The sequence below is a fragment of the Dongia deserti genome (genome assembly GCF_003574735.1).
In the GTDB taxonomy this organism is placed as follows: domain Bacteria; phylum Pseudomonadota; class Alphaproteobacteria; order Dongiales; family Dongiaceae; genus Dongia_A; species Dongia_A deserti.
In genome coordinates this window covers 186624-209066 of the sequence record NZ_QORW01000006.1, presented here as the reverse complement: position 1 = coordinate 209066, position 22443 = coordinate 186624, and the positions used below count along the sequence as shown (strand labels likewise).

Here is a 22443-nt window from a genome sequence, read left to right as displayed (position 1 = left end):
TCGCTCTGTCGATCCTCAAACGCTCGTCAGTCGGTTTGCCGCGTGCCGCGGCTGGCGCAAAACAGTTTCACGCCCGTGCGCGAAACTCGCGGACGGACGGGGCCCCTCGGGACCGGCCTTCAACAATGCCGTAAGGCGCGCGGAAACTAGGCTTAGGCGGTAGTTAAGTCAAGCAATCAGCCTTACTCAGGCCGCATGGGTAATGGCGGGTGGACGGGATTGTGGGCCGGCCTGCTTCTGAGCCTCGAGCTGCTGGCGCAACTGGCTGATTTGCTGGGCTTTTTCGGCGTTCAGGCGGCCCAGCTCGCGAGCCCGCTTGCGGGCGCCACCGCCGCTGAGCCAGGCGCTGAACGCGCCCACCACGAAGCCCAGCAGGACACAGGCGATGATGACGGCAAACAGGGGCGCGGGCATGACGTAGGGCAGCGGCCACAGGCGCACGTCCACCACGTCACGGTTCTGGACAACGAACGTGACGACGATCAACGCCACCACCAGGAACAGGAACCACTGCAGGAATCGCAGGACGGTGCGCATGCTCGATGCTCCGCGAAAAGAATCTTGAGACTCAGTCTATTGCGGCCAAAGACGCGGCGCAAAACATCCGTGTGCCGCAGCCGGCATCGCGCGCCTGGACGATGCTAGGGCTCCTTGCCGGCGCCGCCTGCAGACGAGGGCGTCTTCGCCGGCTCGGTCTCGATACGGCCGTTCAGCCGGTCGCGCAACTCCTTGCCGGTCTTGAAGAACGGCACGACTTTCTGCTCCACGGCAACGGTCTCGCCTGTGCGCGGATTGCGGCCGCGCCTGGCTTCGCGGAACTTCACGGAAAAGGCGCCGAAGCCGCGCAGCTCGACACGCTCCCGCTTGGCAAGTGCTTGGGTGATCTCTTCGAAAATCGTGGTGACGATCCGCTCGACGTCGCGGTGATACAAATGGGGGTTAAGTTCCCCGATGCGCAGTATGAGCTCCGATTTGGTCATCTGATTTTATCCCCCCACCCCGACGCATGTATCTCGGCGCCCGGGCGGCCCCTATGAGAACGGCGCCCATCCCGCGCCTCATCCCAAGCCTGCCAAGCATCCGCCCGGGCGTCAAGGATAAGTCGCTCATTTATATGAGTTTTTTGCAGGGCGGTTCCAGCCGCCCCAGCCCGCCGCCGGCTTCCCAGCCATCTGAAAAGAGCCCAAAAGCAAGGGGCCGGCGGGTTTTTCGGCCCGCCGGCCCCAGATTTCGGCTCGAAAAGCGGAGACCGACCGGTCTTTTAAGCTTCCTCGCCCTCTTTCTTGCCTTTCTTGGCCTTGTTGAGCGCAGCGCCCAGGATGTCGCCCAGGCTGGCGCCCGAGTCGGACGAGCCATACTCCGCCATCGCCTGCTTGTCCTCCTCGACCTCGCGGGCCTTGATGGACAGGGTCAGCTTCCGGGTCTTGGCATCGACCTGCATGATCTTGGCATCGACCTTCTCACCGACCGCGAAGCGGTCAGGCCGCTGCTCGGAACGCTCGCGCGACAGGTCCACCTTCTTGATGAAGCCCGACACGCCATCGCCTATGGTCACTTCGAGACCACCGTCCACCACCGCCGCGACCGTGCAGGTCACGACCGCGCCCTTCTTCAGGCTGGTGGCGGCCTCCGCGAAGGTATCCTTCTGCAGCTGCTTGATGCCGAGGGAGATGCGCTCCTTCTCCACGTCGACATCGAGGACCTTCACCTTCACGCTGTCGCCTTTCTTGTAGGCCTGGACAGCTTCCTCGCCCGGCTTGTCCCAGGAGAGGTCGGAGAGATGCACCATGCCGTCGATCTCGCCCGGCAGGCCGACGAACAGGCCGAACTCGGTGATGTTCTTCACATCGCCCTGCAGCTCGGTGCCGACCGGATATTTCTCGACGAAGTTGGTCCACGGATTGTCCAGGCACTGCTTGAGGCCCAGCGAGATGCGGCGCTTCACCGGATCGACATCCAGCACCATCACTTCGACCTCCTGCGAGGTCGAGACGATCTTGCCTGGATGCACGTTCTTCTTCGTCCAGCTCATCTCTGAGACGTGGACCAGGCCTTCGATGCCCGGCTCCAGCTCCACGAACGCGCCGTAATCGGTGATGTTGGTGACGCGGCCGGTGAACTTGGTGCCGACCGGATACTTCTGGTCGACGCCCTCCCACGGATCGGCTTCCAGCTGCTTCATGCCGAGGCTGATGCGCTGGGTCTCCGGATTGAAACGGATGACCTGGACCTTCACGGTCTGGCCGATCGAGAGCGCCTCACTCGGATGGTTGATGCGGCGCCACGCGATGTCCGTGACGTGCAGCAGGCCATCGACGCCGCCGAGATCCACGAACGCACCGTAGTCGGTGATGTTCTTGACCACGCCCTGCAGCACCTGGCCTTCCTTGAGGTTGGCAACCAGCTCGTTGCGAGCCTCGGCGCGGCTCTCTTCGAGCACGGCGCGACGCGACACAACGATGTTGCCGCGCGCGCGGTCCATCTTGAGGATCTGGAACGGTTGCGGCGTGCCCATCAGCGGACCCACATCGCGTACCGGGCGGATATCCACCTGGCTACCGGGCAGGAACGCGACGGCGCCGTTGAGATCGACGGTGAAGCCGCCTTTCACGCGGCCGAAGATCACGCCCGTGACGCGCTGGTTGTCTTTGAACTGACGCTCGAGCTGGGTCCAGGATTCCTCGCGGCGGGCCTTTTCGCGCGAGAGAACGGCTTCGCCGTTCTTGTCTTCCATACGCTCGAGATAGACTTCGACGATGTCGCCGACTTTGATCTCGGGCCTCTGTCCCGGCGTGGCGAATTCCTTGAGCGCGACGCGCCCTTCGGACTTCAAGCCGACATCGACCAGGACGAATTCGTTTTCGATTCCGACGACAGTGCCCTTGAGCACGCTGCCTTCGAGGCCCTGGCTGGCACCGAGGGTTTCCTCGAGCAGTGCAGCAAACGATTCAGATTGCGGTTTTTCCTTCAAGGCTGACTTAGCCATATTGGTGTTGGTCCTTTCATCGCTATTCCGGCCAACCGGTTGTCTCCGGCGGTCTTGAAAGCTGGTTGCACAAACGGATTCGGCAGAGGCGTGCGCTACGCCTTCATCTTCGTCGCGATGAAAGCCAGTGCGCGCTCAAACACCTGGTCGGCCGTGAGGTCGGAGGTGTCTATGGTCAGCGCGTCTGTCGCCGGTTTGGTCGGCGAAATGGAGCGGCCCTGATCGCGGGCATCCCGCTCCTGCATGTCCTGCAAAACCCGCGCGTATATAGCCGTCTCGCCGCGCGCTTGCAACTCTTTGACCCGCCTGTCCGCGCGGGCCTCAAGGCTCGCGGTAACAAACAATTTAGCATCCGCATCGGGGCACACGACGGTCCCGATGTCACGGCCATCGAGGACCGCCCCGCCACTATTCCTTGCGGCACTCCGGGCGAAATCACGCTGCCAGTTGAGGATGGCAGCCCGGACCGAGGGGATCGCCGCCACCTTTGATGCAGCGGTGCTGGTTTCCTCCGCCCGGAGGGCTGGCTCGCCCAGGATTTCGGGCTTGAGCGCCTTGGCGGCCGCGGTCGCGGCATTTTCGTCGGCCGGATCAAGGCCTTGGCGCAAGACCGACAGCCCGACGCCGCGATAGAGGGCGCCGGTATCCAGGAACTCGAAGCCGAAATGGTCGGCCAAGCGCCGTGCCAACGTGCCCTTCCCAGCCGCCGAGGGGCCGTCTACCGTGATGATTAACCTAGGCTTCTCGGTCATCGGTCGGCCTTGGTAACCATGGCGCCGAGGGCGTTCATGAGATCAACAAAGCCGGGGAACGAGGTGCCGATCGCCTCGGCGTCGTCGATCTCCACCGGTTTTTGCGCGGCCATGCCGAGCACCAGGAACGACATTCCGATGCGGTGGTCGAGCTTCACCGGAATGCGCACGCCGCCTGCAGGTGCCTTGCCGCCGGTGACGGTGAGGCTGTCCTGGCCTTCGCTGACCTTCACACCGCAGGCAGCGAGACCTTGTGCCATTGCGGACAGGCGATCGCTTTCCTTCACGCGCAGCTCGGCGAGGCCTTCCATCCTGGTCTCACCGTCTGCGAAGGCGGCGACGACCGAGAGGATCGGATATTCATCGATCATCGAGGGCGCACGTTCGGCCGGGACCGTCACCCCTTTCAGCGCAGAGTGACGCACGCGCAGGTCACCGACCGGCTCGCCCGCTTCCTCGCGGCGGTTCTCGATGACGATGTCTGCGCCCATTTCCAGCAAAGTCTCGATGAGGCCGATGCGATGCGGATTGAGACCGACATTCGGCACGCGGAGGTCAGAGCCGGGCACGATCAAGGCGGCGGCCATCGGGAAGGCGGCGGACGACGGATCGCCCGGCACGATGATCTTGCGCCCGAAAATCTCCGGTTGGCCGGTCAGCGAAACCGCGCGGCCCTCTGGTGTCTGCTCCACCGTCAAGGTCGCGCCAAAGCCTTTCAGCATCAGCTCGGTATGATCGCGCGTCGGCTCCGGCTCGATCACCGTCGTGATGCCGGGCGCGTTCAAGCCGGCCAGCAGGATCGCGGATTTCACCTGCGCCGATGCGACCGGCAGCTTGTAGGTGATGGGCATCGGCTCGGCGGTACCGATCACCGCGAGCGGCGGGCGGCCGCCGGCGCGCGCGACGATACGCGCGCCCATGCGTGACAGCGGCTCCGACACCCGCCCCATCGGGCGCGAGCGCAGGCTCGCATCGCCGGTGAAGAACGTGACGAAATCATAGGGCGCGACCAGCCCCATGAGCAGGCGCGTGCCGGTGCCGGCGTTGCCGAGATCCAGCACTTCAGGCGCCTCGCGCAGGCCACCGATGCCGCGGCCCTGCGCGCGCCACACGCCGTCCGCGCCCCGCTCGGCTTCGCCGCCCAGCAGGCGCATGGCGGTGGCGGTGCGCAGCACATCCTCACCTTCCAGCAGCCCGTGGATCTCTGTCTCACCCACCGCCAGCGCTCCCAGCATCAGGGAACGATGCGAGATGGATTTGTCGCCGGGCACGCGCGCGGTGCCGCTGAGCGGCGCGGCCTTGCGCGAGCGGAAAGGTTGAGGGGCTGCGGCGGAGCTGGAAGCGGTCACGGCGGTTGGACTTTCGAACGGGATCGGCGTGGCTTTAGCACAGGGCCGGCCAGCAGCGCCAACCCTCGAATAATCGCCGTCACACGAAGCCGCGAGGCCGGTTGACAGTGCTGGCCGAGCGTGGCAATGGGGCCACGACTTCATGAACAACCGGCCGGCGGGCCAACGACCCGGGGGCCCCGGCCAAAGGAGCGAGCGACGTGAGCAAACCGGAGTGGGGAACCAAGCGCACCTGCCAGAGCTGCGGCGCGCATTTCTATGACCTGCGCAAAGACACCATCATCTGCCCGAAATGCGGGGCAACCTATGATCCCGAGGCGGTGCTCAAGTCCCGCCGCGGCCGGGTGGTGGAGAAGTTGACGCCGGTCAAGCCGCTGGAGCCCGAGGTGCCGGAGGTCGAAGCGGAAACGGAAACCGAGGCCCTCGGCACCGAAGAGGAAGAGGTCATCGAGGACACCTCCGAGCTGGGCGAGGATGAGGAGGATATGTCCGAAGTCATCGAAGGCGTCGACGACGAGAAGGAGCGTTAAGGCTTTCACAGCCGTTCCAGCGGTAATTATTCGCTTGAATTAAAGGGGGCCGCTGCTTAGCTTCTGCCCCGGTTTCGGACCGCCCATTCCAGACGGCGATCCGCAAGGAGTTTCGGGCCCATAGCTCAGCTGGGAGAGCGCCACAATGGCATTGTGGAGGTCAGCGGTTCGATCCCGCTTGGGTCCACCAGACGAAAACCCCCGCCGCAGAGATGCGCGGGGGTTTTTCCTTGCAAGAGATCCGGGCGACGGCTCTCAGGCGCACCGACGCGATGGCGGTGGAGATTTCACTCACGCGATTGATCGTGCGCGCGGTCTCGTCCCGCGCGACCTGGGTAGCTCGCGCGGCTCGCACCGCGCCCGATACGATCACCCATCCAAGCGGAAAACAGAGCGCGCGCGGCTGAGGTCCAGCAGGATCGTGCTGACGGTGCTCTGATGGGTCCAGCCGGACACGCTGATCTGGACGATGGCACCGCGGAAGTCCGGGCCCAGCAGCCGCGCCAGCGTGCGTAGTCTGGTGTTGGTCACGGAAAACAATTCAGCGCCCGTCGCCCTGAAGTCCGTCCGCAGACGATGGGCGATCCGCGCCCATTGCGCGCCGGGCAACGCACGATCCACATAGATCAGCGTGTCGACCGTCAGATCCGATACGTGGATTCCCCGCGCTTCCATGTCGGCGTGGGAGAACTGGATGGTCGGCAAACCGAAGGTTTCCAGGACTTCGTCGCGTGCGCTCTCCAGGCCGAGCTCGCGGTACGTCGTGGCCGCAATCATGAAGCTCTGCCCGCCCTCTTCGCGCGGCGCGTACCAGATCCGAACGTCGCGCGCCCGGCCGCCGGAATCAGGAGCCAGGGCGAGCCGGACATAGGGTGCAGGTGTGGTCTGCACATCGATCGCCACGATCTCCGGCAGCGCCTGCTTGCTCATGCCGCATCCGCGGCGCACCGGCTCACCCAGCTCCCTCTTTTCGCAGAAGCCATTACCGAGTCGGGTCTCATCCAGGGCGAGGCCGTAGATCTGCAGGACCGTGTTGTCTTCGCTGCCGGCCAGCGCCGCAGGCGTGGAACATGCAATCTGCACAGTGATGCCGAGCCCCAGGAGGGCCCCGAGGCTTCGCACAACACCCATCATCGTCGCTATCCTCAGTGGTGAGCGCCAGAGGCGCTTCATCCGAGGATAGCGGGCTTGTTCGCCGCGAGCAACGAACTGCTGTGGCGGGTCACAGCCTACCTTGTCATCAGCGAAGGGTTAGACGCTGTGGGATCCCTTCGAGCTGTCACAGCGGTGGAAGCCACGCTCATCAGCCTGCACGTACCCGCGCCAGGAAGTTGCCGACCTCGCGGTTCATCAGCTCCGATGCGTTGGCTGGCCTCCGACAAAGCGGTGACGGTGGTGTCGGTGCGCTTTGCCTCCAGCACCGCGTGATTGGCAATGCTCGCCGAGTTGGCGACCTGCTGGCTGATCTCGCGGATCGACGTCGACAGTTCTTCGGTCGCCGCAGCAACCGACTGCGGCACCATATCGTTGACCCAGAAATATTCCTCGCCGCCGTAGCGCAGCGCGGCCAGCTCCGCCAGCGCGGCTTGTTGCGCCTCCTGCTCGCCCGTCACGGCGGCCTGCTTGTGATACGATGCGATGATGCCGTGGGCGATTTCGACTACGTGCTGCGTCTTGACTTGGCGGTCCTCAAGCAGCATAGCGCGCGTCCGCCAGGCGTCGACGGCGCCGACCAGCAGCGTGCCGATCACCGACACCGCCACCACCAGTCCCATTCGCCGCCCGATCTTGAGGTCTCCGAAACGCATAATCACCCTCCAAACGCGTCTTGGGCGCGCAAACCATGCAGCGCTCGTTAACGGCGCGTTTTATTTCCGACTGAAGAGATAGCGCCTTTGACACAGCGACGATCTGTCGCTCAGTCCACCATGTGATGGCTATACACGAGTATGATGTTCACGCGCGCATCATCATCGGAAAGCGGAAGAAGGATGACCTGCTCGCGGGCGTAGCGACCATCGGGTGTCGTGAATTCGCGGCGCTCCAGGCGCGGCGCGCGCCGGGCGACGACGTCCTGATAACTCGCCATCGACGCGTCGGCCGATGCGCCATAGAAGCCTTCGGCTACCGATTTGCCCGTCGGATCGCGCCCCCGCATCGCGACTTCGCGCGTGCCGACCAGCCGATAGAGGAAGCGGCGTTCGTCGGCGACTACTTCGACCAGCATGATCCCGGGAAGAAATGGCACGATTTCGCTCGGGTCGATGTTGGCGCGCGACGGCATGCGACGGTCGCGGCGCTTGTGATCCCAATAGGCATAGAACGTGGCGATGTCCGACTCGAAGTTGGCCAGATCGGGAAGAGCTTCAGTGGCGCAATGCGATGGCGTTCTGGTGGTGGGCCCCATGATCTCCCCCTCGGCAGAAGCGTTGCACTGCGCTGCGCACAGCACAAGTTGTGCGAAGGAACAGCCGAAGCGCCGAACTGTCACACCTGCCATCGACATGGTAACAACCGAGGCATGGATTCCGATTGGCTCAGCATCGAGACTCGACGCCTCATCTTGCGCACGCTTCCTCCTGCGGCGCTCGCTGCCCTGGTCGCACATGATAGGGCCGAAGCATCACGCTTGGCTGGCTGCAGGCTGGACGATTTTCCTGACGCAGCACTCCCACTCGCAGCGATGAGGCTACAAGACCTGGTCACAGACCTCACCTATCTTCCATGGTCGCTGCGGGCCATGGCGCTGAAGCCTGATCTTACGTTCGTCGGCTACTTCAATTTCCACACCAAGCCGGGTGCGGATTATCTGAAGGAGCTGGCGCCTGGCGCGGTGGAATTGGGCTACTCCGTGATGCCGAACTTCCACCGCCAAGGCCTTGCTCAAGAAGCCGCCCTGGGGATGATGGACTGGGCCAACCGGGTGCATGGGGTGAGCCGGTTTGTGGTCTCCATCAGTCCCCATAACCCGGCCTCCGTTGCCATGGCACGCAAACTCGGCTTTACCCAGATCGGCAGCCACATTGATAATGAGGACGGCTATGAAGATATCTTGGCCCGGAGCTGGCCATCCTAGCCGGCCTTGAAATCGTTAATTTCCCACCTAGATTCTAAACATGGCCGCAATCGGGTCATCCGGGGCCGCGCCGAATCGGGCGGTGCCGGAATTGGGTAGCTCGCTCGTGCTGGAGGAGCTTGGAAATTATGACGCGCTTGTCTTTGTTCAACAGCCCGCTGCTGCTCGGTTTCGATCATTTCGAGCGAACTCTGGATCGGATCGCCAAGAGCGGCGCGGAAGGTTATCCGCCCTACAATATCGAGCAGATCGGCGAGGATCGCCTGCGCATCACGCTGGCGGTTGCCGGGTTCGGGCTCGACGATCTGGAGATTCAGATCGAGGACAATCAGCTCACCATCAAGGGTCGGCAGAAGGACGATACGGGCCGCGTCTACCTCTATCGGGGGATTGCGGCGCGACAGTTCCAGCGCAGCTTTGTGTTGGCTGAAGGAATCGAGGTCAAAGCGGCGACCCTCGACAACGGCCTGCTGTCGGTCGACCTGCAACGGCCGAAGGCCGTCAGTCAGGCGCGTACCATCCCGATCAGTCGGGGCACGGGCGACAAGGCCACTGCCAAAAGGTTGACAGTGGACGCTGAGAGCAAATGAGAGCGCAAGGAGCCGAGGTGCCGCCAGGCGGGCATTGGATCCTCAGGTGACGGAGTGAAAATATGACGGAACTGGAACGCATTCGTGCCTTGACCCCCGATGACCTGCTGATGCTGGGGATCAAGAACATCGCCTATATGAAAGATATCGAGGTCGATGGCGAGACAGCGGTCGCTTTGTTTGCCGCCAATGGCCAACAGATTGCAGTCATGGAAGACCGACAGACGGCGGTCGCTGCCGCCTGGCAGAATGGCCTCGCTCCGATGACGGTGCACTGATCGAAGGTCCTGCCTGAGACTGAATGCCCCTTCAGTACCCTTAAGGGTTTTCTAACCACGTTCGCCGCAGCCTAGGTCCTCTCCCGGCGGAAATGTCCGCCCTCAATCGGGGACGTTGTGTGGACCTGCAGGCTTTGAAAGAGATCGTGACGGCGCACCGCGTCTGGCTGCGCAACGAGCGTGGCGGCCGGCGCGCCGATCTTGCCTTGAAGGTTTTCCGCGACCTCAATCTGCGCGGCCTTCATCTGCCCAAGGCCAAGCTCACCGGCATTCAGCTTATCAATTGCGATCTCAGCGGCGCCAATCTCCGGGAAAGCGATCTGTTCGCCGCGAATCTTGCCGGCAGCCGCTTCGTCGGGGCCGACTGCCGGGACTGCGATTTCCGCGGCGCCCATCTGCAAGGCGCCGACTTCTCCCAAGCCAAGCTGAGCGGCACCGACTTCCGCGAAGGATCGCTGCTGGTGTCGAGCGGCGGCAGCGTCGAGCCACCGAAGCGCGAGGAATGGAAGCCGACCAAGTCCGATACCGCCATGAACCGTGCCGACCTGACCGGCGCGAAGCTGCGCAATTCCATCATCCGCAAGGCGGATTTCTCCGGCGCTGTCCTGCGCAATGCCGATCTCAGCGGCGCCAATCTCGACGGCTCTTCCCTCAAGGATGCCGATCTGCGCGGCGCCAACCTAGCCAATGCTGATCTCAGCGGCACGCAGCTCAATCGCGCCGTGCTCGAAGGCGCGTTCCTCGACGGCGTCGTCCTGACCGATGCGAACCTGCACGGCGTCGAGCTCAACAAGGCAATCTTCAACAGCCTCGACACATCGGTGGCGATCTCGGTGGATGATTCGGCGGAGACCCAGGCCTTGATCGGCGAGATGATCATCGCCCACGAAAAGTGGGTGACCTCGTCCGGCGTCGAAGGCCAACGCGCCGACTTTTCCCACGCTGATATCTCCGGCCTGGATTTTTCCAGCCGCAACCTGCGCGGTGCGCTGTTTATTGATTCTCGGCTGCGTTCCGCCAAGTTCCGGCGCACGATCGTCGATCTGGCCGACTTTTCGCGCTGCGACTTGACCGGCGCCAATTTCGAAGGGGCATCGCTGCGCGGCACGAACTTCACCGGCGCCAATCTGCGGCGGACCGACTTCCGCAAGTGCGACCTGGAGGTGGAGATTGCGATCCTCTCCGACGGCAAGGCGCGCGAATGGCCGCCGCGCTTCAACGGCTGCAAGCTGGATGAAACCAATTTCGAGAACGTGAAAGCAAGCCGGATTCTCGCGAGCAACGTCACCGCCAAGAGAGTGATCGCCGACGAGGCTTTCCTGAAGCTGCTTGCGAGCGGCGCAACCGCCTGAACACGATTGGCCGCTCTTTCCGCGCCGGACCGGCAGCCCCGCCGGCTCGGCGGAAGACGCTCTAAGCGGCGTGGCTTTTCGCCGTGTCCGTCAGCAGCGCATAGATCGCATCGGTCTGATCGGCGCCGCGCAGCTTTTCGCACACGGACTTGTCGCGCAGCAGGCGGCTGACGCGCGCCAGCGCCTTCAGGTGGTCGGCGCCCGCACCCTCCGGCGCCAGGAGCAGGAACACCAGATCCACCGGCTGCTCGTCGATGGCGTCGAAATCGACGGGCTCATCCAGGCGCGCGAACAGGCCGAACAGTTCCTTGATCTCCGGCAGCTTGCCGTGGGGAATCGCGATGCCATTGCCGACGCCCGTGGTCCCCAGCCGCTCCCGCTCCAGCAACACATCAAAGACGGCGCGTTCATGCAGCCCGGTTAGTTCGGCCGCACGTTTCGCCAGTTCCTGCAGGACATGCTTCTTGCTGGTCGCCTTCAGGCGCGGCATGACCCGCGCCGGCGTTATGAGGTCTTCAATTTCCATGAATGTGTCCTTGGGTCCCGATTCAGCCTGCAGCCCGTTCACTGCCGGAGTTGGCCGGCCGCGCCGTCCCAAGGCGCGGATCGACCCAGCCGATATTGCCGTCATTGCGGCGATACACCATGTTCAATCCGCCATGTGCCCGATTGGTGAACATCATGGCCTTCAAATCCGACAGATCGAGTCGCATCACTGCTTCACCGACCGTCAAGGTCGGGATCTCGGTGTGCATCTCGGCGATGACGGCGGGCGCCTCGCTGCCGTGGGCGACGGCGGGTTCGCTCTCCTCCTCCGGCTCCGGCGCAAGAATGTACTGCGCGGCGCGGAAGCTTTGCGTCTCTGCGCGGTGGTGGTCGCGTAGCCGGCGCTTATAGCGCCGCATGCGTTTGGTCAGATGATCCATCGCCAGATCAAAAGCGGCATAGGCCTGATCAGCCGAGGCCTCCGCCTGGACCAGGATGCCGCGGCCGATATGGACGGAGATGTCGGCACTGAACAAATGCGACTGTTTCGAGAAGGTGACCGTCGCCTCGATCGGATTGCCGAAGTACTTCGCGATGCCATGGTCAAGCGCCTGCGCGACATGGGTCCGCAGCGCTTCACCGACGTCGATATTCTTACCTTTGACTGTCAGATTCATGATCTTTGTCCAACAGACGGGTGTGATGCCGATAGCTGTTAAGGTGGCCATTCGGCCTTGTACCTTCGTGCCCGTCCGACGGCGGGCCGGGACCATATGTACCGCCCCCTCTCAAGTCAAGGGCAGCCTCCCCATCGATCCTGGGGGCATGATGTAGCGCGCCTCAAGCCGAACGCAAGGACTTCTCGCGACGGCGCTGGACAGATGATGGAATTCTTAATGATTCCCGATATTTAGCGACAGTCCGGCGCGCGATATCCACGCCCTCATTCTTGAGCACGGCGACCAGCCGGTCGTCTGACAGGACGGCCTCGATGGGCTCCTTGTCGATCAGTTCCTTGATGCGCGAGCGCACCGCCTCGGCCGAGTGACTGTCGGCGCCGTCCGCGGCCTGAATCGCGGCCGAGAAGAAGTAGCGCAGCTCGAATAGGCCGCGCGGCGTTGCCATGAACTTGTTGGCGGCGACACGGCTCACCGTACTTTCATGCATGCCGATCTCGTCTGCAATGTTGCGGCGGATCAGCGGCTTCAAGTGCTTGACGCCGTGCAGGAAGAACATTTCCTGCTGACGGACGATTTCGGTCGCGACCTTGAGGATGGTGGTGGCGCGCTGATGCAGCGTCTTCACCAGCCAGTTGGCGGCGGAGAGTCGATCGGCGAGATACTCCTTGTCAGCCTTGCTCTGCGCCTTCCCGGTGACGCGCGCATGATATTGCTGGTTCACCAGCAGGCGCGGAAGATTGTCGCTGTTGAGCTCCACCGACCACGATCCGTCCGGCAGGCGATAGACCATGATGTCGGGCTGGATCGCCTGCACCTCGGTCCGATCGAAAGCGTAGCCTGGCCGCGGATTGAGGGAGCGAATCTCCGCCGCCATATCGGCAAGATCTTCAGCGTCGACGCCGCACACCTTCATGAGTTGCGCGCGATCGTGTTTGGCGAGGAGATCGAGGTGATCAAGCAGTGCCTGCATGGCCGGATCGAGCCGGTCGCGTTCCTTCAATTGCAGCGCCAGGCATTCGGCGAGATTGCGCGCCGCAACTCCGACCGGGTCGAACTGCTGTATCTTCTTGAGCACGCATTCCACCAATTCGAGCGAGCAGCCGAGGCGCTCCGCCAGCGCGATGAGATCGCCCTGCACATAGCCCGCATCGTCGATCAGATCGATGACCTGCAAGCCGATCAGCCGCTCGGTCGGATCGGCGACCTCGATCCCGAGCTGCTGCTCCAGATGCTCGCGCAGGGTGAGGTCGCGCGTCAGCGTCTCCTGGAAATCGCCGTCCTCGTCCGGGAAGTCGCCACGGCCAGCACCCACGCGCCAATTGGCCTGGCCCGAGGGTTCGCCGAAATCGGCGCTGCCTTCGCCGGCGCTGTTGCCGGTATAAGTGTTGTCGTAATCGGCATCGATCGGAGAATCCTTAGCGTCGGGCAGATGCTCGCGGTCGCCGAACTCCTTGGTGTCGAGCATGCGGTCCGGATCGACGCCGTCGGCGGAGGCTTCGGACGGTGCTTCGCGCTCCGAATCATCCGCGCGCTCGAGCAGCGGGTTGCGCTCCAGCTCATCTTCGACATAGGCAGCCAGGTCCTGATTCGACAACTCCAGCAGCTTGATCGCCTGCTGGAGTTGCGGCGTCATGACGAGGGACTGCGCTTGGCGCAGATCTAAACGTTGCGATACGGCCATTTGGGCCCGAAGCTAGAGCGAGAACCTTTCGCCAAGGTAAACGCGTCGGACCGCTGGGTCATTCACAATTTGGGCCGGTGTACCTTCGGATAGTACGCCGCCCTCATTGAGGACGTAGGCTCGATCGACGATGTCAAGCGTATCGCGGACATTGTGATCGGTGATCAACACACCGATCCCGCGATCCTTGAGGTGTGAAACCAGGTCACGAATGTCGGCGACCGCAATCGGATCGATGCCCGCCAGCGGTTCATCCAACAGCACGTAGTTCGGCTTGGCCGCCAGGCAGCGCGCGATCTCCACCCGCCGCCGCTCGCCGCCTGACAGGGCCGTCGCCGGCACCTTGCGCAGATGGCTGACCGCGAAATCCGCCAGCAGACGGTTCAGGCGATGGTCGCGCTCCCGCTTGTCGGGCTCGGTTACTTCGAGGACGGCCATGACGTTGTCCGCGACACTCATGCCGCGGAAGATCGAGCTCTCCTGCGGCAGATAGGCGATGCCGCCGCGGGCGCGCAGATACATCGGCAGGTCGGTGATCTCTTCGCCGTCCAGATAGATGGCACCGGCATCGGCACTGGTGAGGCCGGTCATGATATAGAAGCAGGTCGTCTTGCCCGCGCCGTTCGGACCGAGCAAACCGACCGCCTCGCCGCGTTGCACGCCGATCGTGACGTCGCGCAGCACCGGTCGGCGGCGATATTGCTTGCCGATGTGATAGGCCACCAAGCCTTCGATGCCGGTGGGGTCGACCTCCGCGCCATTGACGACGAAGGTGGGGCCAACCGGATGGGTCGTGCCGTTCACCTGGTCCTCGCGCTGGTCGCCAGTATCCATCATTGTGTCACCGGTGCCGATGGCGTTCCGGTGTTCGAACCGTTGTCCTTGTCCTTCGGCTTGATCGTGGTGAAGACGCGCTGGCCCTGCGCCGGCAGGAGACGGCTGACGTCGTTCTTGAGATCAAGCTCCGCCCGGCCGCCCCGATAGACGTTGTCCTTGCTGTGGATCACGACATTGCCGGTCAGGATCGCAATCTCGGTTTCGGGATTATAGGCGAGCCGGTCGGAGAAGGCGGTCTGATCCTTGCGGTCCACGCGTACATGGCCTCGGGCGTCGACCTGATAGACTTCCTGGCCGTCGTCCGCCTCATTCTCCGGCGTCGCAGGATCGTCGGCCTTGTCGCGGAAGAAAGCGGTCGCCTCGTCGGAATGGATGGTGGTGTCCTTCTTGGGGCGCACGATGACCACATTACCCTTCGCCACCACCACATCCTTGTCACGCCAATATTCGATCTGATCGCGCGCGGTCACCCTCTGTTCCTCAGTGACCACCTTCAGGTTCTTGCCGGTGAGGACTAGGAGCCGCTGCGCTTCCTTATATTCCGCATAGTCGCCGTAGGAGGTGGATTGACCGGTCACGATCTTCACGTTGCCGAACGCTTCCCAGCGCGCGAGCTCATCCTGTTCGTCGAGATAGGCGACCAAGGTATCGGCGGCGATCGACGTGTCGCCTTGCTTGGCGAGGGCATTGCCGCGCGCCGTATAGGTGCGCGCATCGCGCTTCCATTCGATACCGTTCTCGGCGGAGATTTCGATCGGATCCTTGTCGTTGTCGTCGAAGCCGAACCCGCCGCCCCCGCTGTCGCTTGCCGCGCCGCCGGTCTCCTGCGCCCAGGACGAGGACGCAAGGACCAGGATCAAGCTCGCCGCGATCGCGCCGGTGAGGCGCGCCAGACTCCAGCGCGAAGCTGGCGCTGTGGAATCGATAGTGACGCCGTTCGGGCTCATCCGCCCTGGCCTTTCTGCTTGGGGTAAATCTTCATGTAAGCTTTGCCCGTAAACACTATCGTATCGCCATCGTCGCGCACGCGGAACCCCTGCGAGATGAGTTCGCCGTCGCCGTTCTGGCCTTCCACGACATCGTCGCCTTCGGCGGTCTTGGCCTTGAGGTCGATGGTGGCGCTATGGGTCTGAAACGACAAGCCATTGTCGTGGAACAGGGTCACGTCGCCGATCAAGGTCATGATGTCGGCGTCGCGATCGAGGAGGCCGTCATTGGCCGTCAAGGCCACATAGGCGCCGCCGGACAGAACGATATCCGCCAGCGGCTTCTTCAGGGAAATGTGGCGATCGTCCCCGTCGACGTGAGAAGCCGATGTCGCGGTGATGCTGAACGGCCGGCCCTTGTCATCCCTGCCGTCATATTGGACGTCTTGGACCGTCACTTCCGCCTTTTCGGTATTTTCTTTGGGCACCTGCTGGATCAGGTCCGGGTTAACCATATTGTCCCGCGATTCCAGCCAGAGATAGCCGACATAGCCAAGGGTCGCGGCCACGATCAAAGGCAGCGCCACCTTGAGCATGCGCACCGATCGGCCGCGCCGAGCCTTGAGACGCGCCTGCGGCTTGCCGGCCCGCGGCGCGATCTTGCGCATGCCGGACGGTGCCGCGTCCGGCGTGGAGACCGGAGGACCTGGCAGGTTTTCGCTGGTGTTTGCCATGAGCCCGTCAGCCTTTCGTCATGCAACGCCAGCCCTGAGGCAGTCGTGCAGCCGCACGATCCCGACCGGCTTGCTGTCTTCCAGCACGAACAACGACGTGATCGACTTCTCGTTCATCAGGTGCACGGCCTCGGCCGCCAGTGCTTCGGCGCGGATGGTGCGGGGATGTTCCGTCATCACCTCGCGGACCGTGCGGTGCATGAGGTCAACATTCATATGCCGCCGCAGATCGCCGTCGGTGATGATGCCGACGAGATCACCGTCGCCATCGATTGCTCCAACACACCCATAGGTCTTGGTGGTCATCTCCAGGATCGCTTCCTGCATCCCCGATTCAACGCTGATCAGCGGCAATTCCTTGCCGACATGCATGAGATCGGAAACCCGCAGCAGTTTCTGCCCCAGCTTGCCGCCCGGATGCAGGGCGCGGAAATCCTCCGTCGAGAACCCCTTCCGCTCCAGCAGCGCCACCGCCAGCGCATCGCCCAGCGCCAGCATCATGGTGGTCGAGGTGGTGGGCGCGATCGCCATCGTGCCAGCTTCGCCGACCTTAGGTAGCGACAGCGCGACATCGGCAGCGTTGCTCAGGCTGCTATTCGCGTTGCCGGTGATTGCGATCAGCGGAATCGACCAGCGGCGGGTATGGCTGACGATGTCCGCCAGCTCGAAGGTCTCGCCGGAATTAGAGAGCGCCACCACGGCGTCGGCGGCGGTCACCATGCCGAGATCGCCATGGCTGGCTTCGGCGGGATGGACGAATTGCGCGGGCGTTCCGGTCGAGGCAAAAGTCGCTGCGATCTTGCGCGCGATATGGCCGCTCTTGCCCATGCCGGTCACGATCACACGCCCGGTCACGCCGGCCAGGATGTCGAGCGCGCGCAGCACCCGCTCATCCAGTTCGCGCGCCAGCCGCACCAGGGCATCGGCCTCCTGGGTCAGGACGCGCTGCGCCGCCGCCAGCCCTTCGGCCGTCGTCTCAGCGGCGGTGGATGATGTCCGCGCGCGGGCCGCGGACGCCAGATGCGCCTCGCTCGCCTCGCCTCTTGCCCGTGCCGTCAATGCCCTCTCCTCAATTTACGGCGGCAATCCATCAAGACTGGCCGGACCATAGCGCCGCGCGCCCGGCAAATCCAGCGAACTCCCGCCATGAGCCTCCCTCCCGGTCGGCCAAGTCTTTGCGCAGAAATGGAGAAATTCGAGGCGAGACTCTCCGTCAGACCTCGGTCAATGCTCGAAAATATCGGGCTGGTCCCAACCCAGCCGATCCAAGGCAGCCCGCGTCGGGAGGAAACCGAAGCACTGTTCCGCCAGCGCCCGGCGACCCTCCCGATCCAGGATCGGGTCCAGCTTGTCCCTCAGCTGATGAAGGTAGAGGACGTCGGAAGCGGCATATTTCAGCTGCTCCGGGGTCAAGGTCTCGGCGCCCCAGTCCGAGCTCTGCTGCTGCTTGGACAGATCGATGCCCAGCAACTCGCGGCACAGATCCTTGAGTCCGTGGCGATCCGTGAAGGTGCGCACCAGCTTGGCCGCGATCTTGGTGCAATAGACCGGCGCGCAATCGATATCGAGGTTAACCTTGAGCGCGCTCAGATCGAAGCGGGCGAAATGGAACAACTTCAGGGTCGTGCGATCCTCAAGCAGCGCCTTGAGATTAGGCGCGCTCACACGCTGGCCGGGCGCCGGCTTGGGGATCTGCACCAGATGGCAGATCCCGTCACCCTGGCTCAGCTGGACCAGGCACAAACGGTCGCGCACCGGATTGAGCCCCATGGTCTCGGTATCGACCGCGACCACCGGGCCAAGCTTCAGATCCGCCGGCAGGTCGCCGCGGTACAGCTCGATGGTCATTCAGCGTCCTTTACCGGTCGATTCGATCATCGGCGCCATCCTGCCGCCATTCGCGCCATTTGGCAAAGCGCGTCGGCCATCGGCTGCCGATCGGACGCCTAATGCTGATGAGATGGTGCCCAGGAGAAGACTCGAACTTCCACGGGTTGCCCCACAGGTACCTGAAACCTGCGCGTCTACCAATTCCGCCACCTGGGCTGAGCGACCATGCCGGATCGGCGGGTCGCGCGGCGCGGCGCATTCTGTCCAGAACCGGCTCAAAGTCAACCGGCATTTAAGAGCCGAGAGCGGCGTTTACAACGGCGGTTGGTTGCCACATACCTAGCCAAATCAATGATCTCGGGATGAGGGATGCATGCAGCGCTTGGCGACGGTGTTCGGTGGGTCGGGCTTCATCGGCCGCTATGTGGTGCGCAACCTAGCCCAAGCAGGCTGGCTGGTGCGCGCTGCCGTTCGGCGCCCGGACGAAGCGCTGTTCCTGAAAACCTCCGGTGCCATCGGGCAGATCACCCCTGTCGCCGCCAATGTCCGCGACCGCGGCTCGGTGGCGCGAGCCGTCGGGGGCGCGGATGCGGTGATCAATCTTGTGGGGATCCTGCACGAGGCCGGCCGGCAGAAGTTCCATTCTGTGCAGGCCGAAGGTCCCCGCCTCATCGCGGAGGAAGCGGCCAAGGCTGGCGCGCGACTTCTTGTCCATATCTCGGCGATCGGCGCCGATCCGAATTCCGATTCCGCCTACGCCCGCACCAAGGCCGAAGGCGAAGCGGCTGTGCGCCAGGCTTTCCCCAGCGCGACCATCCTGCGCCCGTCCATCGTCTTCGGACCGGAGGACGGCTTCTTCAACCGCTTCGCCCGGATGGCGATGCTGTCGCCTGCCCTGCCGCTGGTCGGCGGAGGCAAGACGCGGTTCCAGCCGGTCTATGTCGGCGACGTCGCCGAAGCCGTGATGAAGGTCCTCGAAAATCCGGATGCTGTGGGCAAGACCTACGAGTTGGCGGGGCCGAAGATCTACACCTTCGCCGAGCTGATGCGGCTGATGTTGAGGGAGATTGGACGCAGCCGCCTGCTGATGACGTTGCCCTTCCCGATCGCCAGCATGATGGGCGCGGCCATGCAATGCCTGCCCAATCCGCAATTGACCGTCGACCAGGTGCGCCTCTTAAAGCGCGACAACGTGCCAAGTGCCGGCTCAGCCGGCCTGACCGACCTCGGCATCGCGCCGACCGCGGTCGAAGCAATCATCCCCACCTATCTCGATCGATACCGCGCCCGCAGCTACTACCACCGGCCGTGAATCAGCAGCTTGGACCGCCTGCCAAGTAGAACAGATAGAGCAGATAGACGCCGAGCGCGACGCGGTAGACCACGAACGGCACAAAGCCGGAGCGGCGCACCCAATAGCTTATGAAGGCGATGGCCAGCAGACCGGTTATTGCCGAGAGGCCGAAGGCCAGCCCGGCTTGCGGCAGGTCGATCGTGCTGTCGGACTGGAACACCAGCCATCCCTTATAGACGGCCGTGACGACAAGGATCGGGATCGACAGCAAAAAGGCGAATCGCACGGCATCCGGCCGCTCGTAGCCGAGCACACGGCCCGTTGTCATGGTGATGCCGGTTGCGCTGGCGCCCGGAATGACCGCGCAGCATTGCAGCACGCCGAACGTCAGAGCCTGACCGAACGTCATGTGCTCCACCCGCCGGACGGTGAGGCCGAACTTGTCCGCCCCATAGAGAAGAAGGCCGAAAATGACCAGGGCGTCGCCAATCACCATCGGACTGCGCAGCGCGTCGCCCGCATAGCGCTCCACCAGGAAGGCAACCACGAGGTAGGGAATCGCCGCAACCAGCAGCAGGCCGATCAGCCGCACGCGGCCGTCGCGCTTGCCCTGCAGCACCTTGAGAAAGCCCTGCAGCATCCCGATCAGGTCACCGGCGAAGCAGAGCGTCACGGCGAGCAGGGCACCCAATAAGGCCGCCAGTTCCGTCCCCGGAGCTTGCGAACCCCAGCAATAAAGTTGCGGCACCAGGATCAGGTGACCGCTTGAACCAACTGGCAGGAATTCGGTCGCGCCCTGGAGAATCGCCAGGACCAGGATGTCGATATTCGGCACTCGGATGATCCCCGGATGTGGAAGAGCTTATAGCACGTTGGATTCCTTCGAAAAACGCAACAAGTAGTCGCAAAATGGTACTATCTGATCCGACTCTAGCTTCATTCATGATATTCGACAGGTTTTCGTCGGTGCGCTCGGGTAAAAAATGTCATTAACACTGCCATATAGAGCAGAATCTGCTGGATTGGTCGCATGGTTTGACCTAATCTGCCCCGCGTTTTTGGGAACCTCCGCCAAATTCAGGACTGGGACGGGGCGCGGGATGGCTGAGCATCTGCTGAAATTCGTTAATCTTGCCAAGGCCATGCCTGACAAGCGTGAGGCCGAGCTGCGGCGCGCCGACTTCCAGGAGATCTTCGAGCGGTTCCGCGCGCCCGCGGCGAAGGCCCAGGCCAGCCGCTGCTCGCAATGCGGCGTGCCCTTTTGTCAGGTCCATTGCCCGCTCAACAACAACATTCCCGACTGGCTCAAGCTGACCGCCGAGGGCCGGCTGGAGGAGGCCTACGAGATCGCCTCCGCCACGAATACTTTCCCGGAGATCTGCGGACGGATCTGCCCACAGGACCGCCTATGCGAAGGCAATTGCGTGATCGAGCAATCCGGCCACGGCACGGTCACGATCGGCGCGATCGAGCGCTACATCACCGACACGGCGTTCGAGATGGGCTGGGTGAAACCGATCAAGCCGGCGCGCGAACGCGGGGAATCGATCGGCATCGTAGGCGCCGGACCGGCGGGCTTGGCTGCCGCCGAGTTCCTGCGCCGCAAGGGCTACCAGGTGACGGTCTATGACCGCTATGACCGCGTCGGCGGTCTGATGATCTATGGCATTCCCGGTTTCAAGCTGGAAAAGCCGATCGTCCTGCGCCGCGCCGAGCAGCTGATCGAGGGCGGAATCGAATTCAAGCTGAACTGCGAACTGGGCCGCGACGTCACGCTCGCCGAGCTGCAAGACCGGCATGACGCGGTGCTGCTGGCGATCGGCGTCTACAAGGCGCGTGAGATGGCGGGGCCTGGCAGCGGCCTGCAGAACATCGTACCGGCGCTTTCGTATCTCACCACCAGCAACCGCATGGGCCTGGGAGACCGCGTGCCCGACTTCGAGTCTGGCGCGCTGAATGCACAGGGCAAGCGCGTGGTTGTGATCGGCGGCGGCGACACCGCGATGGACTGCGTGCGTACCGCCGTGCGCCAGGGCGCCACCTCCGTCCAGTGCGTCTATCGCCGCGACCGCGCCAACATGCCCGGCTCGCAGCGGGAAGTGGCGCATGCCGAAGAAGAGGGCGTGCAGTTCATCTGGCAGACGCAACCCGAGGCGTTCCTCGGCACTGCGGACAATCGCGTCAGCGGCGTGCGCTGTCATCGGATCCATCTCGGCCTGCCCGATGCCACGGGACGCCAGACGCCGCGCGTCATCGAAGGGTCGAGCTTCACCATCGAAGCTGATCTCGTCATCAAGGCGCTCGGCTTCGATCCGGAAGATGTAACGGTGGCGACGGGCAGCCGCGAGCTCGCCCTCACCGGCTGGGGCACGGTCAAGATCGATTGGCGCACGCTGATGACGAGCATGCCCGGCGTATTCGCCGCCGGCGACATCGTGCGCGGCGCTTCGCTGGTCGTGTGGGCGATCCGCGATGGCCGCGACGCAGCGGCCGCGATCGACGGCTACGTCACGCAATCCCGCGCCAAGTTGGCTGCGGAGTAGGGAGCGCAAAAGATGCGACGGATCCTTTGCAGCATGGCCGCGGCGCTGGTCATCGCGACGGCTTCATTTCACGCCACCGCCCAGGAGGTCGCGCCAGAGTCTCTGGCCGCCAGTCGCGAACTGATGGCCCTGACCAAATCCGATCAAGCCCTCGATCAAGTGTTTACGATGATGACGCCACAGGTCGGGCAGATGCTCGAACAAATCAATCCCGACAAGGGGCCGCTCATTCGCAAGATGCTCGAAGAATTGCTCTTGCCGGAAATGCGCAAATCCGTACCGGAAGCGATCGACGACATTGCCGCGATCTACGCGCGGAACTTCACGGCGGCAGAGCTGGCCGACGTGATCGCCTTCTACAAGACGCCCACCGGGCAGAAATTCATCGACCGGCAGCCGGCGCTGCTGACCGAGCTCAATCAAGCCGGACAAGCCTTTGGACAGCGCGCCGCGATCAATGCGCTGCGTACCATCGCCCCCAAACTGAAGGAGCAGGGCATCGACGTCCCCATTTGATGC

General features: G+C 63.4%; 24 protein-coding genes, 2 tRNA genes and 1 pseudogene. 9 read left to right on the top strand and 18 right to left on the bottom strand.

The annotated features are described in order from the left end of the window. Window positions 1-186 precede the first annotated feature (186 nt). The 5 genes and pseudogenes from DTX69_RS11415 to aroA form a co-directional block, all read right to left on the bottom strand. Window positions 187-537 (bottom strand): LapA family protein, encoded by a 351-nt coding sequence (locus DTX69_RS11415; RefSeq protein WP_119301655.1) that lies wholly within the window; start codon window positions 535-537, stop codon window positions 187-189. Window positions 538-641: 104 nt separating this feature from the next. After that, window positions 642-980, bottom strand: coding sequence for an integration host factor subunit beta (gene ihfB, locus DTX69_RS11410; protein WP_119301654.1), 339 nt, complete (start codon window positions 978-980; stop codon window positions 642-644). Window positions 981-1261: 281 nt separating this feature from the next. Beyond that, window positions 1262-2998: pseudogene (rpsA, locus tag DTX69_RS11405) on the bottom strand (30S ribosomal protein S1); the annotation flags it as partial. Window positions 2999-3081: 83 nt separating this feature from the next. After that, window positions 3082-3738, bottom strand: coding sequence for a (d)CMP kinase (gene cmk, locus DTX69_RS11400; protein WP_119301652.1), 657 nt, complete (start codon window positions 3736-3738; stop codon window positions 3082-3084). Beyond that, window positions 3735-5087 carry a 3-phosphoshikimate 1-carboxyvinyltransferase gene (gene aroA / locus DTX69_RS11395; RefSeq protein WP_284735703.1) on the bottom strand — a complete coding sequence of 451 codons (1353 nt, stop codon included), beginning with the start codon at window positions 5085-5087 and terminating at the stop codon, window positions 3735-3737. Before aroA ends, cmk begins: the two co-directional genes overlap by 4 nt. A gap of 200 nt (window positions 5088-5287) precedes the next feature. On the opposite strand from aroA, the gene DTX69_RS11390 reads away from it, so the two are divergent. Together DTX69_RS11390 and DTX69_RS11385 are read left to right on the top strand one after the other, a co-directional pair. Further along, the gene (locus tag DTX69_RS11390; protein WP_119301650.1) at window positions 5288-5617 is read left to right on the top strand and encodes a TIGR02300 family protein; all 330 of its coding nucleotides are present in this window, start codon (window positions 5288-5290) and stop codon (window positions 5615-5617) included. 114 nt (window positions 5618-5731) lie between these two features. Next, a tRNA-Ala gene (locus DTX69_RS11385) sits at window positions 5732-5807 on the top strand. Between the two features lie 179 nt (window positions 5808-5986). On the opposite strand, the gene DTX69_RS11380 is transcribed toward DTX69_RS11385, so the two are convergent. The 3 genes from DTX69_RS11380 to DTX69_RS11370 all read right to left on the bottom strand — a co-directional run bounded on the left by DTX69_RS11380 (window position 5987) and on the right by DTX69_RS11370 (window position 8225). Then, entirely contained in the window at window positions 5987-6751 is a 765-nt protein-coding gene (locus DTX69_RS11380; protein ID WP_162917095.1) for a hypothetical protein, read from the bottom strand. 95 nt (window positions 6752-6846) lie between these two features. Next, window positions 6847-7425: a cache domain-containing protein gene (locus tag DTX69_RS11375; protein WP_119301648.1), complete on the bottom strand. Its 579-nt coding sequence runs from the start codon at window positions 7423-7425 to the stop codon at window positions 6847-6849. Between the two features lie 110 nt (window positions 7426-7535). Further along, on the bottom strand, window positions 7536-8225 hold the full coding sequence (locus DTX69_RS11370) for a PAS domain-containing protein (RefSeq protein WP_119301647.1): 690 nt from the start codon (window positions 8223-8225) through the stop codon (window positions 7536-7538). Here DTX69_RS11370 and DTX69_RS11365 point away from each other — a divergent pair. The 4 genes from DTX69_RS11365 to DTX69_RS11350 all read left to right on the top strand — a co-directional run bounded on the left by DTX69_RS11365 (window position 8139) and on the right by DTX69_RS11350 (window position 10913). Continuing rightward, window positions 8139-8693 carry a GNAT family N-acetyltransferase gene (locus DTX69_RS11365; RefSeq protein ID WP_162917093.1) on the top strand — a complete coding sequence of 185 codons (555 nt, stop codon included), beginning with the start codon at window positions 8139-8141 and terminating at the stop codon, window positions 8691-8693. The genes DTX69_RS11370 and DTX69_RS11365 overlap by 87 nt on opposite strands. A gap of 128 nt (window positions 8694-8821) precedes the next feature. Continuing rightward, complete coding sequence (locus tag DTX69_RS11360; protein ID WP_119301646.1) at window positions 8822-9283, top strand: Hsp20 family protein; 462 nt, start codon at window positions 8822-8824, stop codon at window positions 9281-9283. Between the two features lie 62 nt (window positions 9284-9345). Continuing rightward, the gene (locus DTX69_RS11355; protein ID WP_119301645.1) at window positions 9346-9561 is read left to right on the top strand and encodes a DUF1150 family protein; all 216 of its coding nucleotides are present in this window, start codon (window positions 9346-9348) and stop codon (window positions 9559-9561) included. 119 nt (window positions 9562-9680) lie between these two features. Continuing rightward, window positions 9681-10913, top strand: a complete 1233-nt coding sequence (locus DTX69_RS11350) for a pentapeptide repeat-containing protein (RefSeq protein WP_162917092.1) — start codon at window positions 9681-9683, stop codon at window positions 10911-10913. Between the two features lie 61 nt (window positions 10914-10974). Here DTX69_RS11350 and ptsN read toward each other — a convergent pair whose 3' ends face one another. From ptsN to DTX69_RS11305, 9 genes are all read right to left on the bottom strand, one after another. After that, on the bottom strand, window positions 10975-11439 hold the full coding sequence (ptsN, locus tag DTX69_RS11345) for a PTS IIA-like nitrogen regulatory protein PtsN (RefSeq protein ID WP_119301781.1): 465 nt from the start codon (window positions 11437-11439) through the stop codon (window positions 10975-10977). Window positions 11440-11461: 22 nt separating this feature from the next. After that, window positions 11462-12076 (bottom strand): ribosome hibernation-promoting factor, HPF/YfiA family, encoded by a 615-nt coding sequence (hpf, locus tag DTX69_RS11340; protein WP_119301643.1) that lies wholly within the window; start codon window positions 12074-12076, stop codon window positions 11462-11464. Between the two features lie 163 nt (window positions 12077-12239). Beyond that, a complete protein-coding gene (rpoN, locus tag DTX69_RS11335; RefSeq protein ID WP_119301642.1) occupies window positions 12240-13760 on the bottom strand; it encodes an RNA polymerase factor sigma-54 in 1521 nt (506 codons plus the stop codon). 12 nt (window positions 13761-13772) lie between these two features. Continuing rightward, window positions 13773-14597 carry an LPS export ABC transporter ATP-binding protein gene (lptB, locus tag DTX69_RS11330; RefSeq protein ID WP_162917091.1) on the bottom strand — a complete coding sequence of 275 codons (825 nt, stop codon included), beginning with the start codon at window positions 14595-14597 and terminating at the stop codon, window positions 13773-13775. After that, on the bottom strand, window positions 14594-15544 hold the full coding sequence (locus tag DTX69_RS11325) for an LptA/OstA family protein (RefSeq protein ID WP_119301640.1): 951 nt from the start codon (window positions 15542-15544) through the stop codon (window positions 14594-14596). Before DTX69_RS11325 ends, lptB begins: the two co-directional genes overlap by 4 nt. Beyond that, the gene (gene lptC, locus DTX69_RS11320; protein ID WP_119301639.1) at window positions 15541-16257 is read right to left on the bottom strand and encodes an LPS export ABC transporter periplasmic protein LptC; all 717 of its coding nucleotides are present in this window, start codon (window positions 16255-16257) and stop codon (window positions 15541-15543) included. The genes DTX69_RS11325 and lptC overlap by 4 nt, the downstream gene beginning before the upstream one ends. A gap of 18 nt (window positions 16258-16275) precedes the next feature. Continuing rightward, window positions 16276-17277: a KpsF/GutQ family sugar-phosphate isomerase gene (locus DTX69_RS11315; protein WP_119301780.1), complete on the bottom strand. Its 1002-nt coding sequence runs from the start codon at window positions 17275-17277 to the stop codon at window positions 16276-16278. Between the two features lie 204 nt (window positions 17278-17481). Further along, window positions 17482-18105 carry a ribonuclease D gene (locus DTX69_RS11310; RefSeq protein ID WP_119301638.1) on the bottom strand — a complete coding sequence of 208 codons (624 nt, stop codon included), beginning with the start codon at window positions 18103-18105 and terminating at the stop codon, window positions 17482-17484. Window positions 18106-18218: 113 nt separating this feature from the next. Further along, window positions 18219-18303: transfer RNA gene (locus tag DTX69_RS11305), tRNA-Leu, on the bottom strand. A 157-nt stretch (window positions 18304-18460) separates the two neighbouring features. Between DTX69_RS11305 and DTX69_RS11300 the strand changes: the two genes are divergently transcribed. Then, entirely contained in the window at window positions 18461-19399 is a 939-nt protein-coding gene (locus DTX69_RS11300) for a complex I NDUFA9 subunit family protein (protein WP_119301637.1), read from the top strand. A gap of 1 nt (window position 19400) precedes the next feature. On the opposite strand, the gene DTX69_RS11295 is transcribed toward DTX69_RS11300, so the two are convergent. After that, entirely contained in the window at window positions 19401-20216 is an 816-nt protein-coding gene (locus DTX69_RS11295; RefSeq protein WP_162917090.1) for an undecaprenyl-diphosphate phosphatase, read from the bottom strand. 265 nt (window positions 20217-20481) lie between these two features. Here DTX69_RS11295 and DTX69_RS11290 point away from each other — a divergent pair, with 265 nt between their 5' ends. Further along, window positions 20482-21924 carry an NAD(P)-dependent oxidoreductase gene (locus tag DTX69_RS11290; RefSeq protein WP_119301635.1) on the top strand — a complete coding sequence of 481 codons (1443 nt, stop codon included), beginning with the start codon at window positions 20482-20484 and terminating at the stop codon, window positions 21922-21924. Between the two features lie 33 nt (window positions 21925-21957). Then, the gene (locus DTX69_RS11285; RefSeq protein WP_162917089.1) at window positions 21958-22440 is read left to right on the top strand and encodes a DUF2059 domain-containing protein; all 483 of its coding nucleotides are present in this window, start codon (window positions 21958-21960) and stop codon (window positions 22438-22440) included. Window positions 22441-22443: the final 3 nt, after the last annotated feature.